Annotated in this window: 12 protein-coding genes; 4 read left to right on the forward strand and 8 right to left on the reverse strand. The window is 62.0% G+C overall.

The window, feature by feature from the left end; genetic code table 11:
• The coding region (locus N7650_RS23155; RefSeq protein ID WP_279900190.1) for a hypothetical protein at positions 1-243 on the reverse strand (243 nt) is incomplete at its 3' end.
• On the opposite strand from N7650_RS23155, the gene ahpC reads away from it, so the two are divergent.
• The gene (gene ahpC / locus N7650_RS23160) at positions 218-781 is read left to right on the forward strand and encodes an alkyl hydroperoxide reductase subunit C (protein ID WP_009407126.1); all 564 of its coding nucleotides are present in this window, start codon (positions 218-220) and stop codon (positions 779-781) included. The genes N7650_RS23155 and ahpC overlap by 26 nt on opposite strands.
• A gap of 124 nt (positions 782-905) precedes the next feature.
• Complete coding sequence (gene ahpF / locus N7650_RS23165) at positions 906-2,468, forward strand: alkyl hydroperoxide reductase subunit F (RefSeq protein WP_009407125.1); 1,563 nt, start codon at positions 906-908, stop codon at positions 2,466-2,468.
• Positions 2,469-2,776: 308 nt separating this feature from the next.
• On the opposite strand, the gene N7650_RS23170 is transcribed toward ahpF, so the two are convergent.
• The 6 genes from N7650_RS23170 to ribBA all read right to left on the reverse strand — a co-directional run bounded on the left by N7650_RS23170 (position 2,777) and on the right by ribBA (position 16,701).
• Positions 2,777-3,925 carry an ABC transporter ATP-binding protein gene (locus N7650_RS23170; RefSeq protein ID WP_279900191.1) on the reverse strand — a complete coding sequence of 383 codons (1,149 nt, stop codon included), beginning with the start codon at positions 3,923-3,925 and terminating at the stop codon, positions 2,777-2,779.
• Between the two features lie 17 nt (positions 3,926-3,942).
• Positions 3,943-4,752: an ABC transporter permease gene (locus tag N7650_RS23175; RefSeq protein WP_279900193.1), complete on the reverse strand. Its 810-nt coding sequence runs from the start codon at positions 4,750-4,752 to the stop codon at positions 3,943-3,945.
• Positions 4,753-4,758: 6 nt separating this feature from the next.
• The gene (locus N7650_RS23180) at positions 4,759-5,676 is read right to left on the reverse strand and encodes an ABC transporter permease (protein ID WP_009407113.1); all 918 of its coding nucleotides are present in this window, start codon (positions 5,674-5,676) and stop codon (positions 4,759-4,761) included.
• The gene (locus N7650_RS23185) at positions 5,673-6,698 is read right to left on the reverse strand and encodes an ABC transporter substrate-binding protein (RefSeq protein ID WP_009407111.1); all 1,026 of its coding nucleotides are present in this window, start codon (positions 6,696-6,698) and stop codon (positions 5,673-5,675) included. Before N7650_RS23185 ends, N7650_RS23180 begins: the two co-directional genes overlap by 4 nt.
• 315 nt (positions 6,699-7,013) lie before the next feature.
• Complete coding sequence (locus tag N7650_RS23190) at positions 7,014-15,362, reverse strand: RHS repeat-associated core domain-containing protein (RefSeq protein ID WP_279900195.1); 8,349 nt, start codon at positions 15,360-15,362, stop codon at positions 7,014-7,016.
• A gap of 217 nt (positions 15,363-15,579) precedes the next feature.
• Positions 15,580-16,701, reverse strand: a complete 1,122-nt coding sequence (ribBA, locus tag N7650_RS23195) for a bifunctional 3,4-dihydroxy-2-butanone-4-phosphate synthase/GTP cyclohydrolase II (protein WP_009407106.1) — start codon at positions 16,699-16,701, stop codon at positions 15,580-15,582.
• A gap of 79 nt (positions 16,702-16,780) precedes the next feature.
• Here ribBA and N7650_RS23200 point away from each other — a divergent pair, with 79 nt between their 5' ends.
• Positions 16,781-17,074: a DUF1330 domain-containing protein gene (locus N7650_RS23200; RefSeq protein WP_009407104.1), complete on the forward strand. Its 294-nt coding sequence runs from the start codon at positions 16,781-16,783 to the stop codon at positions 17,072-17,074.
• A gap of 26 nt (positions 17,075-17,100) precedes the next feature.
• On the opposite strand, the gene N7650_RS23205 is transcribed toward N7650_RS23200, so the two are convergent.
• Positions 17,101-17,823, reverse strand: coding sequence for a pirin family protein (locus N7650_RS23205; protein ID WP_279900196.1), 723 nt, complete (start codon positions 17,821-17,823; stop codon positions 17,101-17,103).
• Between the two features lie 207 nt (positions 17,824-18,030).
• Between N7650_RS23205 and N7650_RS23210 the strand changes: the two genes are divergently transcribed.
• Positions 18,031-18,981 (forward strand): GlxA family transcriptional regulator, encoded by a 951-nt coding sequence (locus N7650_RS23210; protein ID WP_279900197.1) that lies wholly within the window; start codon positions 18,031-18,033, stop codon positions 18,979-18,981.
• The last annotated feature ends 65 nt before the right edge of the window (positions 18,982-19,046 follow it).

Here is a 19,046-nt window from a genome sequence, read left to right on the forward strand (position 1 = left end):
AATGAGGCCGGCACTGACAAAGATGTTGTCAGCTCTGGCCCTATCGCTGGCAAGCCAGCTCCCACAGAGATCTCCGCAAGTCTCTACAACTTCTATTAATACCCACCGGCTATAGCCAAAACCAATCACCAACATCATTTTTGCCAATGAGCATTGATCGGCTCTATTGGCTAGGATTCCTCCATCAAGTTTTTCCAACCCTGAAGGAGCGATACCGATGCCAATCATCAACAGCCAGGTCAAACCGTTCACCGCAACCGCTTACCACAACGGCAACTTCGTTCAGGTTTCCGACGCCGATCTGAAAGGCAAGTGGTCCGTAGTGTTCTTCTACCCAGCCGACTTCACCTTCGTGTGCCCGACCGAGCTGGGCGACCTGGCCGACAACTACGCCGAGTTCCAGAAGCTGGGCGTGGAAATCTACGGTGTGTCCACCGACACTCACTTCACCCACAAAGCCTGGCATGACACTTCCGAAACCATCGGCAAGATCCAGTACCCGCTGATCGGTGACCCGACCCACCTCATCTCGCGCAACTTCGACGTGCTGATCGAAGAAGCCGGCCTGGCTGACCGCGGTACCTTCGTGATCAACCCTGAAGGCCAGATCAAGATCGTCGAACTGAACGACGGCGGTGTCGGCCGCGATGCCAGCGAGCTGCTGCGCAAGGTCAAGGCTGCCCAGTACGTCGCTGCCCACCCAGGCGAAGTCTGCCCGGCCAAGTGGAAAGAAGGCGAAGCCACCCTGGCCCCATCGCTGGACCTGGTCGGCAAGATCTAAGCCGGTCATGACGAAGTCGAGGGCGGTCATCCGCACCTGATTGCAGTACCCGCCCCGCACAAACGCCCGGGCGCTTTCGCCCGGGCGTTTGCATTTACACCGATTGAAAAAAGGAATCGCCCGTATGTTGGACGCCACGCTTAAAACTCAGTTGAAAGCCTACCTGGAGCGGGTCACCCAGCCGATCGAGATCGTCGCTTCTCTCGATGACGGCGCGAAGTCCCGCGAACTCCACGACCTGCTGCGCGAAATTGCCAGCCTGTCGAGCCTCATTACCCTGCGCGAGGACGGCACTGACGCCCGCGTCCCGTCGTTCTCGCTCAATCGCCCCAATGGTGAAATCAGCCTGCGCTTCGCCGGCATCCCCATGGGCCACGAATTCACCTCCCTGGTCCTCGCCCTGCTGCAGGTCGGCGGGCACCCGTCCAAGGCCAGCGCCGAGCTGATCGAACAGATCGCCGGGCTGGAAGGGGAGTTCAACTTCGAAACCTACTTCTCGCTGTCGTGCCAGAACTGCCCGGACGTGGTCCAGGCGCTGAACCTGATGGCGGTGCTCAACCCCAACGTGCGTCATGTCGCCATCGACGGTGCGCTGTTCCAGGCCGAAGTGGAATCGCGCCAGGTGATGGCGGTGCCGAGCGTGTACCTCAACGGTGAAGTCTTCGGCCAGGGCCGCATGGGCCTGGAAGAAATCGTCGCCAAGCTGGACACCGGCTCCAGCGCCCGCCAGGCGGACAAGCTGAACGCCAAGGACGCCTTCGATGTGCTGGTGATCGGTGGTGGTCCCGCAGGTGCGGCGGCGGCGATCTATGCAGCGCGCAAGGGCATCCGCACCGGTGTCGCGGCCGAGCGTTTCGGCGGCCAGGTGCTGGACACCATGGCCATCGAGAACTTCATCTCGGTGCAGGAAACCGAAGGTCCGAAACTGGCCACGGCGCTGGAGGAACACGTCAAGCAGTATGACGTCGACATCATGAACCTGCAGCGTGCCGACGCCTTGCTGCCCGCCACCGACGGCGGCCTGCACCAGGTGCGTATGAACAGCGGCGCGACCCTCAAGGCGAAAACCGTGATCCTCGCCACTGGTGCCCGTTGGCGCGAAATGAACGTACCGGGCGAGAAGGAATACCGCAGCCGCGGCGTGGCCTACTGCCCGCACTGCGACGGCCCGCTGTTCAAGGGCAAGCGCGTGGCGGTGATCGGCGGGGGCAACTCCGGCGTGGAAGCGGCCATCGACCTGGCCGGTATCGTCGCCCAGGTGACCCTGATCGAGTTCGACAGCCAGTTGCGCGCCGATGCCGTGCTGCAACGCAAGCTGCACAGCCTGCCCAACGTCAAGGTCATCACCAGCGCCCTGACCACCGAGGTGCTGGGTGATGGGCAGAAGGTCAACGGCCTGCGCTACAAGGACCGCACCAGCGATGCCGAGCACGAACTGGCGCTGGAAGGGATCTTCGTGCAGATCGGCCTGCTGCCGAATACCGACTGGCTGAAAGGCACTGTCGAGTTGACCCCGCGTGGCGAGATCATCGTCGATGCCAAGGGCCAGACCAACATCCCGGGTGTGTTCGCAGCGGGTGACGTGACGACCGTCCCGTACAAGCAGATCGTGATTGCGGTGGGCGAGGGGGCCAAGGCTTCGTTGGCGGCGTTCGATCACCTGATCCGCACCTCTGCGCCAGCCTGACTGGCCTCATCGCTGGCAAGCCAGCTCCCACAGGGACCGCGTGCACCGCAGAACCTGTGGGAGTTGGCCTGCCAGCGATGATCTCCCAGACAATAAAAATCCCGGCCAATGGACCGGGATTTTTTCATTCAACGCCGCTTTTAATGTGCCTTGGCGGCCTTGTTAAGATCACCCTCCACACACAGGTATCCGCCCTCCCACAGCGACCGCGTGCACCGCTGAACCTGTGGGAGCTGGCTTGCCAGCGATGATCTCCCAGCCAATAAAAATCCCGGCCATTGGAGCGGGATTTTTCATTCATCGCTGCTTCAATGTGCCCCGGCAGCCTTGTTCAGATCACTCTCCTGCCACTCGGTATACACACAGGCATCCGCCACGGCCCAGCGCACTTTCACCTCGTCGCCCGGCTTCATCGACATGCCGGCCGCCGACAGGGCCTTCACCGTCATTTGCGTGCCGCCAGCCGTTACCACGGAGCAGGTCTGGCTCTCGCCGAGGAACAGCACCTCGCCGACCTTCGCCGTCACTTCGTTCCAGCCCGCTGGGAGTGCTTCCTGGGCAGCCTGCTCACCACTCAGGGCCAGCGCTTTTTCGGGCCGAACCATCAGCAACACTTCCTGCCCATCGCCCACACCCGAGGTCAGACGCATCGCCACCGGTTGCCCTTCGAAGCTCGCCGCTCCATTCCCATGGGCCTGCACCCGCAGGAAATTCGAGTTGCCGAGGAACGACGCCACGAAGGCATTCGGCGGATTCTGGTACAGGTCAAACCCGGTCCCCAGGCCGACGATCCTGCCGTGGCTGAAGATCGCGATGCGCTGTGAAAGACGCATGGCTTCTTCCTGGTCGTGGGTCACGTAGACGATGGTGATGCCCAGGCGCCGGTGCAACTGGCGCAGTTCATCCTGCAGGTCTTCGCGCAGCTTCTTGTCCAGCGCCCCCAGTGGCTCGTCCATCAGCAGGATGCGTGGCTCGTACACCAGCGCCCGGGCGATCGCCACGCGCTGTTGCTGGCCTCCGGAGAGTTGCGCCGGGCGCCGGTGGGCGAACTTCTCCAGTTGCACCAGCTTGAGCATCGCGTCCACCTGCTTGTCGCGTTCGGCGGCGCTGCGCTTGCGAATGGCCAGGGGGAAGGCGATGTTGTCGCGCACCGAAAGATGCGGGAACAGCGAATAACGCTGGAACACCATGCCGATGTCACGCTTGTGCGGCGGCACGTTGACCAGCGATTGCCCGCCGACCAGGATTTCGCCGCTGCTCGGCGTCTCGAAACCGGCCAGCATCGACAGGGTGGTACTTTTGCCCGAACCGCTGGAGCCGAGGAAGGTCAGGAACTCGCCGTCCTGGATGTCCAGGCTGATGTTGTCGACCGCTGCGAAATCGCCGTAATGCTTGTTCAGGTTGCGCAGGCTGACGAGGGTACGGGCCTGGGCGGTATCTTTGATCACTGCACTCATCGTTGTTCTCCAGGCGCTCAGGCGCTGACTTCGTTGCGCCGGCGCAGGGCGGCGGCGATCACCATGACCAGCACCGACAGGCCGATCAGCAGCGTCGAGGCGACGGCAATCACGGGCGTCAGGTCCTGGCGCAGGGTGGTCCACATTTTCACGGGAAGGGTCTGCAGGTTGGGGCTGGCCATCATCACGCTCAGCACCACCTCGTCCCACGACACGAGGAAGGCGAACAGCGCGCCGGCAATCATCCCTGGACGAATGGCGGGGAAGGTCACCTTGAACACCGCCTGCAGGCGCGAGGCGCCGCAGATCACCGCGGCGTCCTCGATCGACTGGTCGAACAGCTTCAGCGAGTTGATGATCGAGATGATGGTGAAGGGCAGGGCGACGATCACGTGGCTGACCACGAAGGAAAACAGGGTTCCGGTCCAGCCCAGCTTGAGGAACAGTGCGTACACCGCCACGGCGATGATCACCAGCGGTACGATCATCGGCAGGGTGAACAGACCGTAGAGCATCTCGCGGCCAGGGAAGCGCCCGCGCACCAGGGCGAAGGCCGTAGGCAAGCCCAGGGCCACGGCGCAGACGGTGGTCAGCACGGCGACCTTGAGACTGGCCAGGGCCGCGTCCATCCACTCGGCATTGGAGAAGAACTGGCCGTACCACTTGAGCGTCCAGCCTGGCGGCGGGAATACCAGCCACTGGGAAGAGCCGAACGACAACAGCACGATGAACACGATCGGCAGCAGCAGGAACAGCGCGATCAGCCCGGTCGTGGCATAGAGCCCGAAGCGCAGGCGCCGGCCCATGGCATTGGGAGTCAGGAGCATGGTCGCTTACCTCGCGTTGCCAACCGGGGATTCCGGTTGCAGCTTCAGATAGAAGTAGAACAGCACCAGGGTGATGACGATCAGCAACGCTGCGGCGGCGCTGGCCAGGCCCCAGTTAAGGAACGACTGCACCTGCTGGACGATGAACTCCGGCAGCATCATGTTCTGGGCGCCGCCGAGCAGGGCCGGGGTCACGTAGTAGCCCAGGGACATTACGAAGACCATCAAGGCTCCGGAGAACAGGCCCGAACGGCACAGCGGCAGGAATACCTTGAAGAAGTTGGTCCAGGGGCTGGCGCCGCAGATCGAACCTGCCTGCAGCACCATCGGGTCGATGGCCTGCATGGTCGCCTGCAGCGGCAGGACGATGAACGGAATCATGATGTAGCTCATGCCGATCACCACGCCCGTCAGGTTATGCACCATCTCCAGCGGGGCATCGATGATGCCCACGGCCATCAACGCCTTGTTGATCACACCCGATGCCTGCAGCAGCACCAGCCAGGAGTAGGTTCGCGCCAGCAGGCTGGTCCACATCGACAGCAGCACGATGTTCAGCAGCCAGCGGCCCCAGCCGCGGGGCACCAGGGTGATCGCCCAGGCCAGGGGAAAGCCGAGCAGCACGCTGATCAGGGTGACCAGGCCGGCCACCGAGAAGGTGTTGAACAGCACCCGGGCATAGGCCGAGTTGGCGAACAGTTGCTCGTAGTTGCCCAGCCCCGGCACCGGTTCCAGCACGCCGCGCAGCAGCAGGCCGACCAGTGGCGCGAAGAAGAACAGGCCGAGGAACAGCAGGGCCGGCAGCAGGTTGCGGCTACCGCGCCAGCGCTGGCGCAGGGTGGGCGAAAGGCTCATGGCCGCTCCCTGGGCGCCGGTACCGCTGGCACCGGTCGCCGATTGCAAGGCGTTGATGGCGACTTTCATTTGACCAGCCACTCATTCCAGCGGGTAGCAATTGCCGGACCGTTCTTCGCCCAGTAGGCGAAATCCAGTGTGACCTGATCCTGAGCGTAGGCGGTGGGCAGGTTCGGTGCGAGTTCGGGCTTGAGCAGGCTGACCGAGTCCAGGTTAACCGGGGCGTAGGCAGTCTGGTTGGCGAACTCGGCCTGGCCCTTGGCGCTGGCGGCGTTGGCCAGGAACTTCATGGCCGCATCCTTGTTTTTCGCGCCCTTGGGCACCACGAGGAAATCGGCCATGACCAGGTTTTGTTTCCAGCTCACGCCCACCGGTGCGCCGTCCTGTTGCAGGGCGTAGACGCGCCCGTTCCAGAACTGGCCGAGGCTCGCCTCGCCGGAAGCCAGCAGTTGCTGGGACTGGGCGCCGCCGCCCCACCAGACGATGTCCTTCTTGATGGTGTCGAGTTTCTTGAAGGCGCGATCCAGATCCAGCGGGTACAGCTTGTCGGCCGGCACGCCATCGGCCAGCAGGGCCAGTTCGAGCACGCCAGGGCTTGGCCACTTGTACAGGGCGCGTTTGCCCGGGTAGGTCTTGGTATCGAACAGCGCGCTCCAGTCCTGGGGCTTGTTGCCGCCGAGCTTGCCTTCGTTGAAACCGAGCACGAAGGAGAAGAAGAACGAGCCTACGCCGTGGTCGGAGACGAAGCGGGGGTCGATGCGGTCGCGCTGGATGGTGTTGAAATCCAGGGGTTCGAGCAGGCCTTCGGCGGCGGCGCGCAGGGCGAAGTCGGCTTCGACGTCGACCACGTCCCACTGCACGTTGCCGCTTTCCACCATGGCCTTGAGCTTGCCGTAGTCGGTAGGGCCGTCCTGCACGACCTTGATGCTGGTGCTCCTGCTGAAGGGCTCGGCCCAGGCGGCTTTCTGCGCATCCTGGGTAGTACCGCCCCAACTGACGAAGTTCAGGCTGTCGGCTGCCTGGACGACCTGGCATGCCAGGGTCAGCAGGCTGGCGGACAGCACTGCGGTTACACGTTTGTTCAACAGCATGGTTACGCCCTCGTTGCTTTTGTTATTCGAGGCGGGCTTTCTGTCGCCCGCCAATCAGTTCGGGGAGCAGCTTTTCCAAAGTGTCGGTTGGCCGTTTGTGATTGTAGGTGCCGGCCCTGCAGCTTTAAGGTCTACGGGATATCATATTATGGTATTCCAAGCTTTTCGCAAGAGGGACGGAGCGACCGGCCATCACTCGGGGGGTGTTTTCTGGTTCGAGGGTCTTGGGGGGAGTTGATGGCCTCATCGCTGGCAAGTCAGCTCCCCCAGGTTCTGGGAGCTGACTTGCCAGCGATGGGTGGCGTTCACGCCGGCTCAGGGGAACAGCGTCTCCCGGCCAGGCATCGGCAGGGCGACCAGTGATCTGCTTTCGGTTTCGCTGTCAGTCGCGGGCATGAATTTCTGAATGAGCACATTGGGCCCCGAGTTGGCGTCCAGTGTGTAACCGAGCAGGTCGAACAGCGAATCATCGAACTGGCGGATGGTGCCCTTGAACAGCTTGCGGCCGGTATCAGCCGCTTCCTGCAGGAGGGTGATGCCTGAGCCGGTGCCTTGTACCAGACCACCGACAGTCCCGGCAGCGTCATTGTTGAGGTAGGCCGCCTTGAACGCGTCGAAGCTCCCCGCCGCCTTTGCTTCGTCCGCGTGCTTGATCAACTGGGTCAGCGCTCTGCTGCGGGCTTCCTGGGCGATGCGCAGCTCGCTGGCGACCGTGTTGGGCCATTTCACCGGGAAACGCGTCGATGGCCCGCCACGCACGCGGAACCAGTTGCGCGGAAAGCTCTTGAGACCGTTTACGCCCATGCCAATCCCGGCCACCGCGCTGGCCACGCCGAAGGCCTGCCCCCAGCTTTCCAGGGTCCTCGACAGATCCGGATCGCTTTCCGAGATGATGATGGAGGCCAGGTCGAAGGCGAAGGACAGCGCCGCCAGCATCGTTGTGGCCACCGCCAGGAGCATGGATGTCCCCGCCGTGAAGGGCGCCAACAGCACACCCACCGCACCAACCACGATGCGGAACGCGGTGCTCTGGATAATCGCCGTGCCGAGCCAGCGCGAGTACTGGGCGATGACCTCGCGCCCGCTGGGGTCCGCATGGTTGACCGGGTCGGCATTGCCGAACACGTACCCCGCCACACCGCCCACACCGAACGGGCTCTTGGCGTCCCGGGAGAGGAAGTGCCCCCAGGCCGGGTCGTAGAGGCGATGGCCATTGCCCAGGTAATACAGGCCCATGCTGTTCAGCGGCTCACCCTTGAAGCCCAGCCAGTTATCCGCCTTGGCCCCTGAGTGCCGCTTGCCATAAGGCTCGTAGCGGAAGTAGGTGATGGCCTTGGTGACCAGGTCTATGCTCGCGAAGACCGTGCCGTTGGCGTCGCGCAGTTCGAAGGAGCGGCTTTCCCTTTTGTCGGTGATGGCGTCCTGCATCAGGCAGGCGCGGCTTTCATTGCGCAGCACCAGCGTGCGCTCGGCGAAGGCCGCGCCCTGGGCGGTATCATATTGGACCAGGGCATGCACGCAGTTGCCGCGGTAGTGATAGAACTCGGTCAGGGTGCCGTTACTGCCGCCGCGCACCCGACCATCGCTGTCATAACTGAACGTGTACAGGGTCGTGTCGCCATCGGTGGAATACGTATTGACCTGGCCGTTGTCGTGGTAACTCAGGCGCCGGTTCCCGTCGATGGTCAGGCTGCCCTTGGTGTCGTACGTGTTCGCCGTACCCGGTGCAGTGTCCGGAACCTTGTCGGTGGTTTTCTGGGTGAGCACCTGGCTGACCATGCCGGGCTTGCCATCGACGTAGTAGAACAGGTCGGATTTGCCGCTGGACGAGTTGGTATGGCTGATCGTGCTGCCGAGCAGGTCGTAGCTGTAGGTATCTGTCCGGCTGGAGGATTCCACCCATTTCTTCAGGCGCAGGCAGTCGTCGTATTCGTAGCTGTCGGCGGATTTCTCCGTACCATTTTCCTTGATGACGCTCTTGCTCAGGCGTCCATCCCCACGCAGGGTGCGCTCCACGCTGATCTCCACCCCCGTGCAAGTGAAGGTGCGCTTGATCTCCTGGCCGAGCCCGTCGTAGGCGTACTCCACCTTCATCACGAGATCGGAGGCTTTTACCGCCTTGACGGTTTCGCTGATGAGCAGGCCATTGTCGGCGTAGGTCCAACTGCACACACAGTGTTCATTCTCCGACCCGACCAGACGATCGAAGAAGTCATACTCATAGGTGGTAACCGCTTTGGTAAGGTCGGTAAAGCTGATCACCCGTCCTCCAAGGCTGAAACACAGCGACGAGCTCGTGTTTTGCATATACAGGTACTGGGTATGCTTGCAAACGTTCTGGTAGATGACGGATTCGTACCCCTTCATTGGGGGCGGTGCGGTATCGGGTGTCGTGCGTGTGCCCTTGGTCGACGCACCGCTGTAGCTGAACGAAACCGTGTTGTCTCCGGCACACTGCTCGGTGACGCGGCCGAGGAAGTCCACGCTCTGGGAGCCGAGCTTGACCTCCGTGGCGGTGTCACTCTTGACCCAGCCGCCGTTGGCGGCGGCCGCCAGGTTGCCCTGGCTATACGAGTTGCGCAGCACCACACCATCACGCGTGCTGGTCAGCAGACGCCCCGAAGCATCGTAGGTGTAGCTGGAGGCCGCTCCGATCTTGGGCGCAACCTTGGTCAGCTGGGCGTATTTGTCGTAGGTGAAGTCGATTTTGTCCTGCTCGGTTTCCTTGGTGGCGGACTCGACCCTGAGATAGCGCACCGACTTCATCAGCCCCTCGGGGGTCATGCTTCGCTCGATCTTGCAGCCCTCGCCACCGGTCAGTGAATACTGCTCCGTCATCAGGTGCTGGCTGGCATCGAACTGCCGATCGATGCGGAATTTGCCCTGGGTAAAGCTCTCGCCCCTGGCGTCGGGGGTGCGTTTGCGGATCACCTTGTCCAGTTCCTTGCCCGTGCTGTCCTTGAGCAGGTGGGTCGTGGTGACGGTGCCACTGGCGTCATAGCTCCATTGGGTCTCGCGATCGACAAGCTTTTTACTGAGCCCGTCGTAGTCGGTTTCCACCAGGCTGGCGCTGCGGCCAAGCTTGTCGTAGGCCCAGCGGTGGGTTTCCACATAGGTGTCACGCCCCTTCGGCCTGGCTGCCTGGGAGATCCTGCGCCCGATGGCATCGCGCTCGACCCGGGTAGTGGCATGGTGCTCAGTCATCTCGTACTGCCAGACCAGATTGCGTGCCAGGGTGCAGGTGGTCTTGCGCATATCCACGCCGTCCAGGCTGATGGTTTCGCTGAGCAGGTTGCCCAGGGGGTCGTAGCTGCGGACGGTCTTGTAGCCTTCGCTGTCGGTGCTTTCCAATAGCCGTCCGGTCAACCGCGAGCGTGTCTGGCTGGTGGTAACGGACCCCTTGCTGGCGTTATCGGTGACGGTAGTCTCGATGATGAGCTTGTCGCTATCGGCGGTATCCAGGCTGTAGGCATAGCGGCTGGTGGTGCCTATGGTGTCGCTGGCACCCTTGTCATCGACGAAACTGTGCTTGCAGGAAGCGACCATGCCGTAGCCTGGCTTGGTCTTGTCGATGTGGTAAGCGTAGGTTTCCAGGGTCATACCGGTCGTCTTCTTGCTGTTCAGCTTGAAGCTCTGGCTGTTGGCCTTGCTCTGCTCCTCGACGCTCTTGTTCAGGTCCTTCAGCATCTCCTCGTAACCGGGCTTTTCCTGCGGGTCCGCCGAACTGATCTGTTCTTTCAGGCTCTTGACGAAGGGGGCCGCGGCCTTGGTCGCCACGGCCAATTGCTCAGCGGTCACGTCCACCGAGCTGCAGTCGGGCTGGAGAATGGTCAGTTTCTGTTTGGCGCGGACGTGCCCGTCGAAGTTGCCATAGCCGAAGAAGGTCAGGCGCTGCGGCACTTCCTTGCCGTCGATCCTGCGGCTGACCAGTTCCGACTCCACGTCGCCGGAAAATGGTCGGTCACTGCCACAGTGGACGATATCCACCGGCAGGTCGAAGGCCTTTTTCGCATAGTCGTTGACGGCCGGCAGCATTTCGACCGTGGTATCCAGGCGGGTCCCCCAGGTCATGCCGCTGGAGCTGCCAACGGCAAAGACCGCGCCGAGGACGTTGGCATAGTCGATGACCTTGAACAGGCAGGCGAAGAAGCTCCAATCCTCGACGTAGGTCTCGGTTTCCGTGACCCGGAACTGCTGGTAATTGTTGTAGTAGGTCCATTGGGTGATTTCATCATTGTTGTCGCGTCGCGTCGGATTGCCGATGCCGTCCAGCGCAAGGGTCTGCTGGTCTACCAGCACATCGCCCTCCCAGGTTCGGCTCTGCGACACCAGCCACTTCTTCCGGGTATCCAGCATATGGGTCCGTTGCTTGCAGACCGGCGCGGTCTCGCTGCCATAGCTTTCCACGCAGCTCTGTTGGTTGTTGAAGTCGTGATGGCGCACGAACGCGGCGCGGGGTACTGCGTTTTTGTAGTAACCGACCAGAGTGGTCCTGGTATCTGAATAGCCATAGTCGTGTACCAGATCGTCCATGCCGCCTCCCGGAGACACCACATGGCGGGTGATCCTGTTGTCACCGTCGTACTCCAGGGTTTCGCGGTGCATGGCCTTGTCGACTGCAGTGTCGAATGCGTGCTGATGTTCGGCCTCGAAGCTGGTCAGGTTGCCTGCCCGGTCTCGCTTGATCAGGTACTGGACCTTGCCCGAGGTGGCGAAACCGTCCCCATGCAGGCTGGTTTGCTGACCGTTGCAACTTGCCCTGACGAAGGTGAATGTTCTTTTTTCAATCTTGCTGTCAGGGAAGATCACGATGGTTTTGGGCAGCCGCCACATGCCGGAGTCCTTGAGGTCCTCGAATGAATGCCAATCGACCTTCATCAGCACCTGCTCACCTTTGGTGACTTGCTCCAGCCCGAAGAAGTTGTATTTCAAATCCAGGCACAGGCCGGACGGCAGCCTGTACTGGGTCCAGTTCACCTGATGTTCACCTGCGGTCTGGATGAAGAATCTGAAGGTGTCACGGCTGCCATCCTTGTAGGTGACCACATAGCCCGCCGTAACTGATTGAACGCCATTGGACTCGGTCGCCACCTCCTCGCTGAATGGCCGGATGATGAAATCCCCGCCATTGAGCGAAATCGTGCCAAGGTTGACGCCGACAACCCGCCCATCCCTCAAGGTGATTTGCGCCTCGGTCCCCTCGGTACCGGTGACCAGTTTCACCCGATTCAAGAAACTGCCCACCTGCACATGCAAGCCGTTGGTCTTTTCGTATGAAAGACTGATCGCCAGAGGATTCTTCAGGCTGTCATCGGCGAACAACTCTGCCAGGGGGATGCGCAATACTCCCTCTCCGGTCCTGGCATCGACCGTTACATGCTTGCGCGACTCCATGCATTGCTCGAACAACTGCACTGTCTCGCTGCTCATTCCCGGCAACGGCTTGGCGATATCCTGAAGTGTCTGCATCTCTACTTCCAGCCCCGAGCCCTTTGGCGTCCAGAAGGTGTTCGCGTCCTTCTGGTGCCACGGCTCGATCTTGTCGTCCGTGGTGTTTTCCCGACCGGCACGGATGAACTTGCTGGTCTTGTTGATCATGCTGGCGAAATCCTTGGGCCACAGCGTCTGCGTCAAACGGTCTGCCTTGGGCGTGAACGCCAGCGTTTCCAGGATCCGCCCGCTCTTCTTGCCCTTGATGTTGACGACGACCTGTTCGTTCTCGACCAGATCGTGGTCGCCGATGACGGCCCCCTGGTCCCAGTTGCCCAGGCTGAGCATGGTATGGAATGCTCGCACCGTACTTGCACAGCCCCAGATCTTGTTCTGATAGCTGCTCCACGTCGGCACTGGAACGGCATCGCCGACTTTGTGTCCTGCAACCACGAGTTCCGTAGCCTTGTCGATCGCGGCGGCAAAGTCATGCGCCTCCGAATACTGTTCAGCGCGCCCGGCCGTTGGTGTGTAGGCGATTTCACGCAGGATCACATCGGTCTCGTCGTCCATCACATAGACATAGCTCTTCTCGCCCACCGCCAGGTCGTGATGCAAGGATATCGGCGCCAGCTCCCTGAGTTGGGTTTTCTCGAAGGTCACCGTGAGCATCGAATCCTGGGGTATCCAGATCACGTTGCTGCTGGCGTGCTCGGTCGGGACGATGGTCTTCTTCGTACTGTCCTTGACCCCGGCCTTGAGGTAAAGGCTGTGCTCGTTGATATAGGCCGCCAGGTCCTTGGCCCATTGGGTCGCGGCCAGGCGGGCGGGATCGGGGGTGAAGGTTACCGCTTCGCAGAAATTTCTCCGCGCCTGTGTCGCCACCTTGACCACGATACGGTCGGCGGCCGTCAGCGCGGCAGTGGCCGCGATCGTGGTGTCCTGGACCCAGTTGTCCAGGTGCAGGGCGGTGCTGAACAGGCGGAGATCGGCGTATTTCTGGCTGATCGCGGTGGCCGTGGCCGAGGCATGGGCGGACGAGTCGTTGATCAGCTTGGCCAGGGCGGCCGGCCACTTGTCTTTCGCCAGGGTATTGGCACTGGCCCGGGCGGTCAGGACGATATGCTCAAGGAAGTAGTTGGCATCCTTGTCGAAGGCGAAGAAGGTGATGCGCTCGCCTTCCAGTGCATCGCGGTCAGCGCTGATCTTGCAAGCCTCCGTCACCGCATCGGTCGTCCAGGATGCGCTGTAGTTGGCATTGGCAGGGATCCAGATGAGGTTCGAGCCCGGCGTCAGGTCAGGCTGGATCAGGCCAGGGTTGTCCGGGCTCTGCGCACCTGCACGGAGAAAATGGCTGGTGTTGTTGATGTGGCTCGCGAAATCATGGCCGCACGGCCCGGCAGCAGTACGGCCGGCAGCCGGGGTGAAGGTGATGGTTTCAAGCAGGCGGCGGAACTTGTTGCGCACATTGACGCGCAGCACCGCATCCGCGCCAACTGCCTGGGTGATGTTGATAGTCGGGTGGTGAATGCCATCCCAGTTGTCGACATGCGCCACCGTGGTGATGACCTCGAGCTCGCTCCGGGACCAGGTCCAGTATTTGTTCACGGCGTCGCCGAGCAGGATGTCCCAGTTGCCAGTGGCGTCTTGGGCGCCGGCGCGGATTAGCTTGAGGTTGCCGTTGACGTGCCGGCACAGGTCCGTCAACCAGATGTACTGGCTCAGGCGACCGGGCGTTGGCACGAACGTGGTCTGCTCCAGTACGGTGTCCGTAGCCTTGTCGAAGACGTTGACGGTGACCCGCTCACCCTCGGTCAGGTTGCGGCCCGCGCGGACGTCGCCCAGTTCGGTCCAGGTGCTTGACAGGTCGATCGACCAGTCCTCGTCGTGCTCGGTTGCGTGCGACGGGTCGATCGACCAGCTCACCCAGAGATCGGCGTTGAACGGCACCCAGATCCAGTTCTCTCCAAGCTGCAGGACGGGGTCGATCTGGTCTGCGGAGTTGAAGCCGGCCCGCACATACAGGCTGGTGCGGTTGATCTCGGCGGCGAAATCCCTGGCACACAAACCCCGGGTGCAGCGCCCCGCGACGGATTGGAAACTGAGGGATTCGAGCACTTGGCCCTGCGAATTGCGCACCTTGAGCTGGAGGGTGGAGCCGGCCTTGACGTCCTCGGTGAGATTGAGGTGAACCCGCTTGTCGGTAGCCCAGTTGTTCTCGCTGGCGGTCGTGGTAATGACCTGCAGTGCAAGGCCAGTGATGCCCCAGAATCTGTTGAGATAGCAACTGCCCGGAATCTCCAGCTTGTCGCCCCTGGGAACGCCGGCCCGGATCAGCTTCAACTCGGCATTGACCTGCTTGCACAGGTCCATCACCCAAGTGTATTGACCCAGACGTCCTGCCTTGGCGACGAAGGTAGCCTGTTCCAGCATCGTCTGCGTGGCGCTGTCGAGCACGCTGATCGTGACACGCTCCCCCACATCCAAGTCACGGCCCGACCAGACCTGACCGAGGTCCGTCCAGTTGCTCGGCGCGGCGAGCGAGTAGGGCACGGCCGCCTGCTCCGTCTGGGTAGTCTGGTTGGGGACCGGCGAGGCGCTCGACTGGTCGATCGAGAAGGTCACGGTGAGCTCGGCATTGAACGGAATCCAGACCCAGTTCCCCGTGATGTGCAAAGCGGGAGCAATCTGGTTTGCGCACTTGAAGCCAGCCCGGACATAGAGGCTGGTGCGGTTGATCTCGGTGGCGAAGTCCATGGCGCACAAGCCGCGGGTGCAGCGGCCTGCGACTGACTTGAAGCTGATGGTTTCGAGCTCCTGTCCCTTGGAGTTGCAGACCTTGAGCTGGAGGGTGGAGCCGGCCTTGACGTCCTCGCTGAGGTGGAGGTCGATCCGTTTGTTCGCAGTCCAGTTGTTCTCGCTGGCGGTCGTGGTGATGACCTGCACGTTGCGGTCAGTGATGCCCCAGAATTTATTGAGATAGCAACTGCCCGGGATCTCCAACTCGTCGCCCTTCGGAACGCCGGCACGGATCAGTTGCAACTGGGCATTGACGTGCTTGCACAGGTCCATCACCCAGGTGTATTGACCCAGGCGGCCAGCTTTGGAGACGAAGGTGGCCTGCTCCAGCAGCGTCTGCGTAGCCTTGTCGAGCACGCTGACCGTGACCCGTTCACCCTCATCCAGATCGCGGCCCGACCAGACCTGACCCAGTTCCACCCAATTGTTCGCCATTGCGCAAGCTCCTCGGATGAGCATCGGAGGACGGTTGCGGACATCGTCGGACCGACGCGAAAACCACAAGAAACGGAGAGATGCGCTTAACGGTAATGAGCGGGGGTTGGCGGCACAACTGACAGAAATATCAGGTGGATGGTTATCCACTGCCCGGGCTGGAGGGGCCTCCTTGCGGCGGCAAGAACGCCCTGGAGGGCCGTGGGGGCTGGCAAGGTCAGCCCACCATCCCTTCTTCAAACGGAATGCTCTGCACCACCTCCAGGTCATACCCGGTCAAGCCAGCATATTTCAGCGGCGGGCCGAGATGGCGCAGCTTGCCTACGCCCAGGTCCTGCAGGATCTGGGCCCCGGTGCCCACTTCGGAGTAGGTTCTGCTCGTGCCGCGCTGGTACGGCCGTGGCGGCTGGGTCAGGTGCGGTACCCGCTCCAGCAGGGCTTGCGACGATTCATGGTTGGCAAGAATGACCACCACCCCGGTGCCTTCGGCCGCGACCTTCTGCAACGCTGCCCATAAGGTCCAGTTCGCCGGCCCGGCGTACTCGGCTCCGACCAGGTCGCGCAGTGGATCGATCACATGCACCCGCACCAAGGTCGGCTGTTCGCGGCGGATGTCGCCCATGACCATGGCCATGTGCACACCACCTTCGATGCGGTCTTCGTAGGTCACCAGGCGGAACGTGCCATGCACCGTCGGCAGTTCCCGCTCGCCAATGCGCTTGACCGTCTGTTCGGTGCTCAAGCGGTAATGGATCAGGTCGGCAATGGTTCCGATCTTGATGCCATGCCTGGCTGCGAAGATCTCCAGGTCCGGACGCCGGGCCATGCTGCCGTCATCGTTCAATACCTCGACGATCACCGAAGCGGGGGAGAAGCCGGCCAGCCGTGCAAGGTCGCAACCGGCCTCGGTATGCCCGGCCCGGGTCAGCACGCCGCCTTCTCGCGCGCGCAGGGGAAAGATATGCCCGGGCTGGACCAGGTCGTTGGCGGTCGCACCCGGGGCGACCGCAGCCGCTACCGTGCAGGCACGATCGGCAGCGGAAATGCCGGTGGTGACCCCGCGCGCCGCTTCGATCGATACGGTAAAGGCCGTGCTGAATGCACTGCCATTGGCCGGCACCATCTGCTCCAGCCCCAGGCGCTGGCAGTGCTCGTCGGTCAGGGTCAGGCAGATCAGGCCGCGCGCCTCGCGGGCCATGAAGCTGATCGCGCCGGCGTCGCAACGCTCGGCGGCAATCAGCAGGTCGCCTTCGTTTTCACGGTCCTCATCGTCAACCAGCAGGACCATCCTGCCCTGGCGGTAATCTTCAAGGATTTCTTCGATGCTGTTGAAAGCCATTGCCGCGCGCTCACTGTGGTTCGTAAAAAATTATGGTATACCATAATACTAATATATTCCGCCAAGAGGAGCTTGACCCATGAAGGCCTACTGGATCGCCCACGTCGATGTAACGGATCCACAGCAGTACCAGCAGTACACCCAGCGCGCACCGGCGGCTTTCGCGGCATTCGGTGGCAAGTTGCTGGCCCGGGGCGGGCGCAGCGAGGCGATGGAGGGACGAGCGACCCCGCAGCGCAGCGTGGTGATCGAGTTCGACTCGTATGAGCAGGCCGTGGCGTGCTATCGCTCGGCGCAGTATCAGGAAGCCTGCAGCCACCGGCAGGGGGTGGCCAAGGCGGAAGTGATCATCGTGGAAGGCTACGAGCCCTGACTCTCCAGGGCTCGTAGTGATGCGGCTCAGGCCATTCCAGGCAGTTCGTGCGGTCGCAGGTCGAATACCAGCACTTCGGCATCCTCGCCATCGCGCAGTTCGAGGATCTGCTCGTGACGCAGGCGCACGCCGTCGCCTTCGTTCAGTTGCAGGCCGTTGAGCACCACGCTGCCTCGGGCCACATGGACGTAGGCATTGCGCTCGGCCGGCAGTTTCAGGGTGGCGCTTTCCTGGCCATCGAACAGGCCGGCATAGACCCGCGCGTCCTGGCGGATCTGCAGCGAACCGTCGGCGCCGTCCGGCGAGATAATCAGCTTCAGCCGACCGCGTTTTTCCTCGGCGCCGTAGTGCGCTTGCTGGTAGCGCGGTTCGGCACCCACCACCGCCGGAACGATCCAGATCTGCAGGAAGTGCACTGGCTCGTCATGGGAGTGGTTGAACTCGCTGTGGGTGACGCCACGGCCCGCGCTCATCAGTTGCACGTCGCCCGGGCGGATCACCGAGCCGGTCCCCATGCTGTCCTTGTGCTCCAGCGCGCCTTCGAGCACGTAGGAGAAAATCTCCATGTCGCGGTGCGGGTGCTGGCCGAAACCCTTGCCTTCGCTGACCCGGTCGTCGTTGATTACCAGCAGGTCGGAAAAGCCTTGCTCGGCCGGGTTACGGTAGTGAGCGAAGGAGAAGGTGTGGAAGGACTTCAGCCAGCCATGGTTGGCCAGGCCGCGGTCGGAAGCTTTGCGCAGGGTCAGCATGATGTATCTCCTTGTCAGGTCGGGGTTGCGAAAGAGCAACCGCGTTTTGATGGAGGTAGATTACTGTTTACCTCGGCGAGCAATAAGTAGGTTGAGATGGAATTACTGTCCTCTCATGGTGGACAATCTTTCGCCGTTTTTCGATCCGTCTGCAGGAAAGGTCATAATGCGTCGCACTGTTCTCCTGATCTGCGGTGACTTGTTTCGATGAAAAGCGTGGCCATGGTGTTATTCCCGGATTTTCTCCTGCTCGACATGGCGGGGCCGCTGGAGGTGTTCTCCATTGCCAACCGCTACCTCAAGCCCGAGGACCATTACCGGATCACCACCCTCGGGGCCGTGCCGGGGGCGATCCGTGCTTCGAACGGCATCAGTGTGCTGTCGGATGCCGTGATCGATCCCCGGCAAGGGCAGTGGGACCTATTGCTGGTTCCCGGTGGGCCGGGGGCCTACAACGAGATCTGTCCACCGCTGAGCCTGTGGCTGAAGGATGTGGCCACGCGTGCCCGGTGCTATGGATCGATCTGCACTGGTGCCTTCATTCTCGGGCATGCCGGGCTGCTCGACGGCTACCGCTCGACCACTCACTGGCACTACACCGAGCGGTTGATCAGGGCGTTTCCGAAAACCCGGGTGGAAACCGACCAGATCTTCGTGCGTGATCGCCAGTTGGTCACCTCCGGTGGGGTTACGGCGGGTATTGACCTGGCCCTGGCGGTGGTTGCCGAGGATCACGGCAAGAAGGTCGCCCAGGACGTGGCCAAGGTATTGCTGGTGGTGATGAAGCGCCAGGGTGGCCAGGCGCGTTTCAGCCCACTGGCGGGGGAGGTGGCCAAGGAAGAGACGCCGATCACCCGGGTCCAGAACCATGTACTGGCCCATCTCGACGAACCGTTCGGCATCGCGCGCATGGCGGCGCTGGCGGCTATGAGCCCGCGGCATTTTTCCCGGGTGTTCATGCGCGAGGTCAACATGACGCCGATGGCCTTCCTGCAGAACGCCCGCATCGACCGGGCCCGGGAGTTGCTGGAAAGCGAGGACCTGCCACTGAAGACCGTGGCCTGGCGCAGCGGCTTTGGCAGCGTGCGCTACATGCGCCAGGTGTTCAGCGAAAGGCTGGGCGTGACCCCCAGCGAATACCGTGAGCAATTCGGCTAGGACGAGTATCAAGAGCCGATCGCGGACCCTGTGGGAGCTGGCTTGCCAGCGATTACGATGGTGAA

Origin of the sequence: Pseudomonas sp. GD04058 (assembly GCF_029836855.1) — a bacterium.
GTDB lineage: Bacteria > Pseudomonadota > Gammaproteobacteria > Pseudomonadales > Pseudomonadaceae > Aquipseudomonas > Aquipseudomonas bharatica.

What these genes read in the sequence shown, in the direction of transcription:
- N7650_RS23185 (WP_009407111.1), bottom strand. Translation starts at nt 6,698, where the DNA reads ATGCTGTTGAACAAACGTGTAACCGCAGTGCTGTCCGCCAGCCTGCTG.
- N7650_RS23210 (WP_279900197.1), top strand. Translation starts at nt 18,031, where the DNA reads ATGAAAAGCGTGGCCATGGTGTTATTCCCGGATTTTCTCCTGCTCGAC.
- ribBA (WP_009407106.1), bottom strand. Translation starts at nt 16,701, where the DNA reads ATGGCTTTCAACAGCATCGAAGAAATCCTTGAAGATTACCGCCAGGGC.
- N7650_RS23190 (WP_279900195.1), bottom strand. Translation starts at nt 15,362, where the DNA reads ATGGCGAACAATTGGGTGGAACTGGGTCAGGTCTGGTCGGGCCGCGAT.
- ahpF (WP_009407125.1), top strand. Translation starts at nt 906, where the DNA reads ATGTTGGACGCCACGCTTAAAACTCAGTTGAAAGCCTACCTGGAGCGG.
- N7650_RS23180 (WP_009407113.1), bottom strand. Translation starts at nt 5,676, where the DNA reads ATGAAAGTCGCCATCAACGCCTTGCAATCGGCGACCGGTGCCAGCGGT.
- ahpC (WP_009407126.1), top strand. Translation starts at nt 218, where the DNA reads ATGCCAATCATCAACAGCCAGGTCAAACCGTTCACCGCAACCGCTTAC.
- N7650_RS23170 (WP_279900191.1), bottom strand. Translation starts at nt 3,925, where the DNA reads ATGAGTGCAGTGATCAAAGATACCGCCCAGGCCCGTACCCTCGTCAGC.
- N7650_RS23205 (WP_279900196.1), bottom strand. Translation starts at nt 17,823, where the DNA reads ATGCTGACCCTGCGCAAAGCTTCCGACCGCGGCCTGGCCAACCATGGC.
- N7650_RS23175 (WP_279900193.1), bottom strand. Translation starts at nt 4,752, where the DNA reads ATGCTCCTGACTCCCAATGCCATGGGCCGGCGCCTGCGCTTCGGGCTC.
- N7650_RS23200 (WP_009407104.1), top strand. Translation starts at nt 16,781, where the DNA reads ATGAAGGCCTACTGGATCGCCCACGTCGATGTAACGGATCCACAGCAG.